Raw genomic sequence first — 520 nt, 5'->3', positions numbered from 1 at the left:
CACCACCTTAACCGTAGCAGGCGAAGGTGCTTGGACAGTTGATCCCGTGACAGGCGCAGTGACCTTTACCCCAGAAGCCGGCTTCACCAATGATCCGACACCGGTGAACTACGTGGTCTCTGACCTGGCCGGAATCATCGGCAGCGTAGGATGTATAGAAGTGGCATACCCACCAACCGCACCAAATGCCGTTGATGAGATTCAAACCGGCACGCTAGGTCAACCCGTGGTCATCGACGTGCTTGGCAATGACACCGACCTTGAAGGCGACATTGACCCAACCAGCGTCAAACTGATTGACCCAAATAGCGGTCTTGAAGTCACCACCTTAACCGTAGCAGGCGAAGGTGCTTGGACAGTTGATCCCGTGACAGGCGCAGTGACCTTTACACCAGAAGCCGGCTTCACCAATGATCCGACACCGGTGAACTATGTGGTCTCTGACCTGACCGGTAACAAATCGAACCAAGCGAGTATCGTTGTGGCTTACCCACCAACCGCACCAAATGCCGTTGATGAG

General features: G+C 54.6%; 1 protein-coding gene. It reads left to right on the top strand.

The annotated features are described in order from the left end of the window. The coding region (locus JMX91_RS13280) for an Ig-like domain-containing protein (RefSeq protein ID WP_265089204.1) at window positions 1–520 on the top strand (520 nt) is incomplete at both ends.

Origin of the sequence: Psychrobacter sp. Pi2-1, from assembly GCF_904846645.1 — a bacterium.
Taxonomy (GTDB): Bacteria; Pseudomonadota; Gammaproteobacteria; order Pseudomonadales; family Moraxellaceae; genus Psychrobacter.
The sequence above is the reverse complement of the archived record's forward strand: the minus strand, read 5'-3'. Positions and strand labels throughout refer to the sequence as shown.